This is a genomic window from Sphaerotilus sp., assembly GCF_013299175.1.
Taxonomy (GTDB): Bacteria; Pseudomonadota; Gammaproteobacteria; order Burkholderiales; family Burkholderiaceae_C; genus Sphaerotilus.
Map to the genome: position 1 here is coordinate 1 of NZ_JAAFKF010000144.1, position 7,282 is coordinate 7,282.

Here is a 7,282-nt window from a genome sequence, read left to right on the forward strand (position 1 = left end):
CATGTGGACCTCCCTGCGCACCCTGCCCCGCACCGTCTGGCTGATCGGACTCATCAGTCTGGTCAACGACGCGGCCTCCGACATGCTGTATCCGCTGATCCCGCTCTACCTGTCGTCGGTGCTGATGGCCGGGCCGCGCACGCTCGGGCTGATCGAGGGGGTCGCCGAAGCCACCGCCAGCCTGCTCAAGCTGTTCTCGGGCGTGGTGGTCGATCACACGCGGCGCACCAAGCCGTGGATCGTGTTCGGCTACGGGCTGGCGGGACTGACTCGGCCGCTGATCGCGCTGGTGACGGGCTGGCCGGGATTGCTGGCACTGCGCTTCATCGACCGGGTGGGCAAGGGGCTGCGTTCGTCGCCGCGTGACGCCCTGCTGGCCGCGAGTGTCGGCCCGGCGCGGCGCGGCCTCGCCTTCGGGCTGCACCGGTCGATGGACAACGCCGGCGCCGTCATCGGGCCGCTGCTGGCCGCGGCGCTGCTCGGCTCCGGCATGGCGCTGCAGGACGTGTTCGTGTGGTCGATCGTGCCGGCGGTGCTGTGCCTGGCGCTGGCGCTGTGCCTGCGCGAACCGGCGGTGCGGCTCGTCACGACCCGCCCGCCGTTCGACTGGCGGATGCGCGACCTGCCGACCGCGCTGCGGCGCTATCTGGTGGTGGTGGGGGTGTTCACGCTGGGCAATGCGTCGAACATGTTCCTGCTGCTGCGGGCGCGCGAACTCGGTCTGCCGCAGGCACAGGTGCCGCTGCTGTGGGCCGGACTCTCGGCGGTGGCGATGGTGCTGGCCACGCCGCTGTCGGCGCTGTCGGACCGCTTCGGGCGGATGCGGCTGCTGGTGGGCGGCTATCTGGCCTATGCCGCCGTGTACGCCGTGCTCGGCACCTTGACCCACGCCGGTCCAGCCCTCTACGCCGCCTTCGCCGCCTACGGCGTGTTCCTGGCGGCGACGGAGGGCGTCGAGAAGGCGATGGTGGCCGATCTCGCCCCCGCCGGCCGCCAGGGCACCGCCTTCGGCTGGTTCAACCTCACCGCGGGACTGGCGCTGCTGCCCGCTTCGCTCGTGTTCGGCCTGGTCTACGGGTCGGTGGGACCGGGTGCGGCGTTCGGGGTGTCGGCAGGCTGCGCGCTGCTGGCAGCGGGCTTGCTGGTGGGCTGGGTGCGGCCGGCGATGGTACGCCCAAGCACCGACTCCGGCACAGGCCCCGGCTCAGGCCGCCAGCGGCAGTGACGCCGGCTTCTCCGGCGCCGAGGCCGCCGCCAGCCGCGCACGCGCCGCCAGCGCCTCGGTGCAGCCCAGCACCTGCCCCTGCATCACCGCCGGCACCGCCACGTCCATCAGCGTGAGCAAGGTCGGCGCCACGTCCAGGTTGGTGCAATCCGGCAGCCGCACCCCTTGCCGCACCCCCGCGCCATAAAACGCCAGCAGCCCGTCGGGGTGGTGCATCCCCTGCTTGACCGTGGGCGCATCGATCGCCATCAGCGACTCGATCGGATACCCCTGCGGATCGGCGCCGACCGCCTGCGGAAAACAATACCGCCAATCCCGATCGGCCTGCGTCAGGCCCAGCGGCGTCACCGTCAGGATGGAGGCGGTTTCCTGAACGGAAAATGCCGCCTCGCGCTGCACACTGTTTTCTCTGGGCTTTTCTCCCTGCGGGCCATGCAGGTCACGCTGGCGGTATGCGGTATCGAGCGCGGTTTTCACGGCCTCTCGGCGCGCCGCATTCTCGATGCGCAGATTCCACTGCGGCACCATGGTCGGCACCACCTCGGAAATCCCCTCGCGCCCGACCACCGCCAGCAAGGCGTCGATGTCGCGGATCCGCACAATGACTTTTCCCGCCCGGTACACCTCGCTCGCATACGGCTGTTGCCCCATGCTGGAGGCGACCACGAGCACAGTATCGGGTTCGAGCAAGGCCATCGCCCGGCCAATCAGTTCATCGCACAGCCGATACCCTTCCGGAACCGCCTCGCCATACTCCTGGCGTTCCTTGGCCGAGGGTTTGACGCGAAAAGCCGCATCGTCCCAGGCGCGCCAGTAATGGTGCATGAAATGCGCGGCGTGGTTGCTGTGCCAGGTCGCGAAATCCGGGCGCTCCTTGCGGTAGAGCGACGCGAAAATGTCGAAATTCAGCCGCGGCTGCAGACAGACCCGGCGCCAGCGTTGTCCGGCGTGCAGCCGCTCGCGCACCAGTTGCACCGCCACCTGGGCCACCGTGCCCCAGCGGAGTCCCATGCGAACCAAGGACACCGCCGTTCTGGTGTTTTCAACGAGAGTAGGCGCTCGCGTTGTCTGGTTATGGACCTGCGTGTAGCGCCGGTTGACTGCCTGCACCGGGGCCAGCCGCGGTGGATGTGTCTCGTCGCCCGGCGCAAACGGACCCGGCACGACAAACCCGTGCAGCGGCGGCGGCGGATAGGCACTGATGCTGCCGAATACGCCCACCTTGCGCCCGGCGGTGGCGGCATATTGCCAAGTGCGCGGCGCACGCAACGAGGCCGCCGACTGCTCCAGCACCGACGCCCCATGCACCGCCGGCGGCACCCCTGTGTGCAACGTCACCCAGGTGATCCACGGGTCCAGCAGCGGCGCCCGCTCCACCGCCGACTGCACCGCCCAGGCGCCTTCCTTGCGGAGTTTTTCGAAATTCGGCAAAAACCCGCTGCCACGCTGTTCGATCAGCCGATCGACAATCCGCCAATGGATTTCATTCAATTCCAGCAGCAATACTTTTTTGGCGCGACCCATTTTTTCTCCCCGAACAGCGCATGACGATGCAAACATTGGATACGCCCAACACGGCCTTGACCAGTGGCGTTTGTGACGGGCCGTTGTCATGTTCAAATCCAGTGGGGTCCGTGCAGTTCGCACGCGCAGAGCATCCCTTGGCGAGAAACCCGGCACCCTCACGAATAAACGAATCAGTACCAAGTATTTGATGCGCCTGCATTTTTTTCCTGATCTGACAAACCAGGGCGGCGTCAACAGCCCTGTTCTCGGGTGATCCGGCTGGGCAGACCGCCACTCGAATTGAACATGGCGCCCCGGCCACGCCCCCGCGAACAGGGGCATGGGTGTCACACACAGATACAGGTGCGCCGCTGTGGATAATCGATCCGGTGCCCACCCGCTCTTGATCGGATTCACCATGAAAACAAGCACATGCTGGACCACCTTGTCAACTCCGCAGGGAACGCTGTTCCTGGCGGCCTCCGCCACCGGATTGCAAGGCGTGTGGTTCGATGGCCAGCGCCATTTCAACGGTCCCGATCCTGTCTGGCGGCGCGACGACGCCGACCCTGTGCTGCGTGAAGCCGCGGCCCAACTGCGCGCCTGGTACGCCGGTCAGCGCCGCAGTTTCGACCTGCCGCTCGCCCCGATCGGTACCCCGTTCCAGCAGGCCGTCTGGGCCGAACTCCGCCGCATCGGCCACGGCTGCACGCGCACCTACGGCGAGCTGGCCGCAGCACTCGGGCGCCCGTCGGCGTCGCGGGCCGTGGGCGCGGCGACCGGGCGCAACCCGCTGTCCCTCGTCATTCCGTGCCACCGCCTCGTCGGCAGCACGGGGGCGCTCACCGGCTACGCGGGTGGCCTCGACCGCAAGCGCGCCCTCCTCGCCTTTGAAGCCCACGCACCCGGAGTCCCCTTTGAAACCGCGTGACTTCGCCGACCTGACCTTGCTCGCCGCACTCTGGGGCGGCTCGTTCCTGTTCATGCGCTACGCCGCGCCCGCCTTTGGCGCCCTGCCGCTGATGTGGTTGCGCGTGACCATCGCCACCGCCTGCCTGCTTCCGCTGCTCGTCTGGCGTGGCCAGGCGGGGGCGCTGCGCGCGCGGATCGGCGTGGTGACGGTCATGGGCCTGTTCAACAGCGCGATCCCATTTGTGCTCATCGCCTGGGCAACGTTGTCGATCACGGCGGGATTGGCGTCGATCCTGAATGCGACCGTGCCCATCATGACCGCGCTGATCGGTGCCGTCTGGCTGCACGATCGGCTCGGCGCAGGGCGGCTGGCCGGGTTGATGATCGGCATGGCGGGCGTCGTGCTGCTGGCGGCGGACAAGGCGGACTTCAAGCCGGGCGGCTCCGGCTGGGCGTTGCTGGCGATGGTGGCAGCCACCGCCTGCTATGGCTTCGCGGCGAACGTCACCAAGCGGTACCTCACCGGCGTGCCCCCCATGGTCAACGCCGCCGGCTCGCAGATCGTCTCGGCCGTGGCGCTGACCCCCTTCGCGCTGTGGAGCTGGCCGGTACAGACGCCGGGGGCGCTCGCCTGGGGCGCTGCCGCCGCACTCGGGATCGGCTGCACTGCCGTGGCCTACGTGCTCTTTTTCCGGTTGATCGCGCGCATCGGTGCCTCGCGGGCGGTGACTGTGACCTTCCTCGTCCCGGTGTTCGGGATACTCTGGGGTGCGCTGTTCCTGGGTGAAGTGGTGACGCTGCCGATGTTGCTTGGCGGGGCGGTGGTGCTGGTCGGCACGGGACTGTCCACGGGGTGGATTCGATGGCCTGGGGGCCGCTGATTTTGTTTCAATTTATTACAAATTAGCTAAATTAGTTGCTAAATTGCACCAATCGAGTGATCTAAACGATAAGCAACACATTTAGCATTTTGATTTGCTAATCGTTCGTTCATTCCAAAGAAAATCTGCGAATGCACGACTCCTTGGCAACACTGCTTCAGCACTTCCCGCTGAACACCGGCTCGATCCACCCAACACCGCTGCCGGCACCAATCCCCCCGGAGACCGCAGGCCCCCACCGCCCCGGCTGGCTGCACCTGCTGCTGCGTGGACCGGTGCAGATCGAGCCGCACCAGCCGCTGCTGCAACCCGCGCTGGTCTGGCTGCCGGCACCCACCGCCCACACGCTGCGCCCCCTGAGCGACGGCGGCGCCACGCTGCTGAGTACGCCCGTGCGCTTCGGCGATCCGGCGCTGAACCCGCTGATCGGTGCGCTGCCGCCGCTGGTCGTGGTGCCCGTGCGCGACATGCCACGCCCGATGGCCGCCGCCTGGGCGCTGCTGGTCGGCGAATACGAGGCCGCCGCGGGTGCGCATGGCGAGGTGCTGGCGCGGCTGGCCGAGGTGCTGGTGCTGCAGACGCTGCGCCAGGCGGTCGAGCAGGCGCGTGGGCAAGTCGGCTTGCTCGGTGCCCTGTCGGATGAGCGGCTGCGGCGTGTGCTGGACGCGGTCCATGCCCGACCCGGCGAGCCGTGGACGCTGCAGACGCTGGCAGCCGAAACCGGCTGGTCGCGCACGGTGCTGGCGACGCGGTTCCGGGCGGTGGTCGGGGTGCCGCCGGGCGATTACCTCACCGACTGGCGGCTGCGCGTGGCGCGGATGCGGCTGGCACAAGGGTGGGCGGTGAAGGACGTGGCCGAAGCGGTTGGCTACACCTCGCCGGCGGCGCTGACGCGGGTGTGTACGCAGCGGCTTGGCTGCCCGCCCACACACTGGTGGGCAGCGAGACCGTGACCGTGGTGGTCGTGGCGGTGGTCATGCACCGCGTGCCACGGAGTTCACATGCCTGCCTTGGCGCTCGGCCGCGCGTTGATGCGGTCGCGCCAGTCCTGCAGATGCAGCAGCCCCAGATCGCTGGGCCGGAATTTCATCAACCCGCGCGCGAACTCGATCGCACAGAACGCCGTGATGTCGGCAATGGTGAACCGCTCGCCAGCCCAGTACGGCCGCGACGCCAGTTCCACGTCGAACACCCGCAGCAGGTCCGGCAACTTTCCGGCTTGCGACTGGCCGAACTCGGGAAACTGCGGCTGCTCCAGCGGAGCGAGTCCCGGATGCACATGGCGGATCCAGTTCGCGATCGGCAGCAGGCAGTAGAACTCGGCGCGCCGGTCGTGCATCTCGATGAAGGCGCGCTCTTCGGCGTCCACACCCATCAGGTTCGGCTCGGGATGATGGCCCTCGAACCAGGTGCAGATGGCGCGTGTCTCGCCCAGGAAGCGCCCGTCGTCCAGCTCCAGCACGGGCACGCGGGACACCGGGTTCTTGGCCAGGAACTCCGGCGTGCGGTGTTCCTGCGTGTTGATCGCCACCGAGACGGTTTCGATCGACACGCCCTTCTCGGCGAGGAACATCTGGACGCGGCGCGGGTTCGGGGCGCGGGAGGCGATGTGCAGTTTCACGTGGAACACTCCAGTCGTTCAGTGGATGGAACGCGCCACCCGACGCAGCGCGACCCCTGCAGCATGGCGCAGATTCAGCCGGGCCGCGTCAGGTCTTCCATGCGGGCGAGCCAGCGCATCGCCTGCTCGCGGTGGTCGCCGCACATCTCCGCACCCGGTTTCAGCCCGCCGCAGACCGCCGGTCGCTCCGGCTGACCGAAGATCCGGCAACGCAGATCCTCATCGAGCTGGATGCAGGGCACACCCGCCGGCTTGCCGTTCGGCATGCCGGGAATCGGGCTGGAGATCGAGGGCGCGGTGCAGCAGGCGGCGCAGCGGGGACGGCATTCCATGGTGGGCCGATCGTGCCACACTGACCGCCTCCCCGACCTGCCGCGGCCCGCCCGCTGTTCCACGTGAAACACCCCCAATACAACCCCGCCCTCGACAACCCGCCGCTGACCGAAGCGGAGATGGACGAACTCGACCAGTTGCTGCTGTCGGCCGCGACGGACGAGTCGGTCATGGACATGGAAAGCCTCGACGGCTACCTCACCGCCCTGCTGCTGACGCCGACACTCCCGGACGCCGATGTCTGGGTGCCCGGCCTGTGGAACAGCGACGACCCGGAAAGCTCGCCCTTCGCCAGCGGCAAGCAGACCAAGCGCGTCGTGCAGCTCGCCTTGCGCCACCTCGCCTCGATCGACCGCCAGTTGAAGGAAGGCCCGGACACGCTGGAGCCGCTGTTCGGCATCGCCGAGATCCCCGGCAGCGACGACGCCTCGGACGTGGTGGTCGATGCCGAGCTGTGGTGCATCGGCTTCCTGCACGCCGCGGCGCTGACGCCGGACCACTGGAATGCCATGTTCGACGATCCGGAACTGGCCGACTTGCTGGCCCCGATCATCCTGATGGGCGGCGATCCGGACAGCATGACGCCGGAGCAGGTGGAGATGATCGCGTCGTCCGAAGCCCGCGATGCGCTGAGCCGCATGGTGCCGGAAGCGGTCTCTGCGCTGCACGCGCGCGCAGTCGCCGCACGAAACTAAAATCGAGGTTTGTCCGCGCGCCCCGTGCGGACACCCCGTCCTCACTCGGAGCGCCCGATGCTCTACCCCGACACATTTGACGTCATCGTCGTCGGTGGCGGCCACGCCG

General features: G+C 68.1%; 8 protein-coding genes. 5 read left to right on the plus strand and 3 right to left on the minus strand.

Going from position 1 to position 7,282, the window contains the following annotated elements; genetic code table 11:
• A partial coding sequence (locus QZW52_RS17785) for an MFS transporter (protein ID WP_294001136.1) occupies positions 1–1,225 on the plus strand: 1,225 nt, incomplete at its 5' end.
• On the opposite strand, the gene QZW52_RS17790 is transcribed toward QZW52_RS17785, so the two are convergent.
• A complete protein-coding gene (locus QZW52_RS17790; protein WP_294001137.1) occupies positions 1,205–2,986 on the minus strand; it encodes an alkaline phosphatase family protein in 1,782 nt (593 codons plus the stop codon). The two genes, QZW52_RS17785 and QZW52_RS17790, sit on opposite strands and share 21 nt — an antisense overlap.
• 163 nt (positions 2,987–3,149) lie before the next feature.
• Here QZW52_RS17790 and QZW52_RS17795 point away from each other — a divergent pair, with 163 nt between their 5' ends.
• The 3 genes from QZW52_RS17795 (at position 3,150) to QZW52_RS17805 (ending at position 5,477) form a co-directional block, all read left to right on the plus strand.
• Complete coding sequence (locus QZW52_RS17795; protein ID WP_294001139.1) at positions 3,150–3,662, plus strand: methylated-DNA--[protein]-cysteine S-methyltransferase; 513 nt, start codon at positions 3,150–3,152, stop codon at positions 3,660–3,662.
• Positions 3,649–4,524: a DMT family transporter gene (locus QZW52_RS17800; protein WP_294001141.1), complete on the plus strand. Its 876-nt coding sequence runs from the start codon at positions 3,649–3,651 to the stop codon at positions 4,522–4,524. Before QZW52_RS17795 ends, QZW52_RS17800 begins: the two co-directional genes overlap by 14 nt.
• Before the next feature lie 143 nt (positions 4,525–4,667).
• A complete protein-coding gene (locus QZW52_RS17805) occupies positions 4,668–5,477 on the plus strand; it encodes a helix-turn-helix transcriptional regulator (RefSeq protein ID WP_294001142.1) in 810 nt (269 codons plus the stop codon).
• Between the two features lie 44 nt (positions 5,478–5,521).
• Here the strand turns inward: QZW52_RS17805 and QZW52_RS17810 are convergent, their stop codons facing one another.
• Together QZW52_RS17810 and QZW52_RS17815 are read right to left on the minus strand one after the other, a co-directional pair.
• Positions 5,522–6,145, minus strand: a complete 624-nt coding sequence (locus QZW52_RS17810) for a glutathione S-transferase family protein (RefSeq protein ID WP_294001143.1) — start codon at positions 6,143–6,145, stop codon at positions 5,522–5,524.
• Positions 6,146–6,219: 74 nt separating this feature from the next.
• Positions 6,220–6,477: a YkgJ family cysteine cluster protein gene (locus tag QZW52_RS17815; protein ID WP_294001145.1), complete on the minus strand. Its 258-nt coding sequence runs from the start codon at positions 6,475–6,477 to the stop codon at positions 6,220–6,222.
• Positions 6,478–6,540: 63 nt separating this feature from the next.
• Between QZW52_RS17815 and QZW52_RS17820 the strand changes: the two genes are divergently transcribed.
• Positions 6,541–7,173 (plus strand): UPF0149 family protein, encoded by a 633-nt coding sequence (locus tag QZW52_RS17820; RefSeq protein WP_294001147.1) that lies wholly within the window; start codon positions 6,541–6,543, stop codon positions 7,171–7,173.
• Positions 7,174–7,282 lie beyond the last annotated feature (109 nt).

What these genes read in the sequence shown, in the direction of transcription:
- QZW52_RS17795 (WP_294001139.1), top strand. Translation starts at nt 3,150, where the DNA reads ATGAAAACAAGCACATGCTGGACCACCTTGTCAACTCCGCAGGGAACG.
- QZW52_RS17815 (WP_294001145.1), bottom strand. Translation starts at nt 6,477, where the DNA reads ATGGAATGCCGTCCCCGCTGCGCCGCCTGCTGCACCGCGCCCTCGATC.